Here is a 332-nt window from a genome sequence, read left to right on the forward strand (position 1 = left end):
CTGAGGTAGTCCGGGTTTCTCGGACATCTAATTAAGCACACGGAACTCAACTTCTTTGGCGACAGGCGTTTGATAGCCTAAAGTCTGGTGGAGCCGTTTTCGATTGTAGTACATCTCGATATAGTCGTTGACCACTGCCTTGGCCTCGTCTCTCGAAGCAAACAGGCGTTCGTGCATTACCTCGTTCTTCAAGTTCGAGAAGAAGCTCTCTGCGACAGCATTATCGTGGCAGTTTCCCTTGCGGCTCATGCTTGGCACGACGTCGTGAGCCTTCATCAATTCACGGTAGTCATTGCAGCCATATATGCTGCCCTGATCGCTATGGAAGATCA

General features: G+C 50.0%; 1 protein-coding gene. It reads right to left on the reverse strand.

Features of this window, described 5'->3' with window-relative positions:
• Positions 1 to 27: 27 nt before the first annotated feature.
• Positions 28 to 332, reverse strand: a 305-nt coding sequence (locus QPK27_RS25280) for an integrase core domain-containing protein (protein ID WP_290420896.1), incomplete at its 5' end; no start/stop codon positions are given.

Source organism: Massilia sp. YIM B02443 (assembly GCF_030411955.1).
In the GTDB taxonomy this organism is placed as follows: domain Bacteria; phylum Pseudomonadota; class Gammaproteobacteria; order Burkholderiales; family Burkholderiaceae_D; genus Telluria.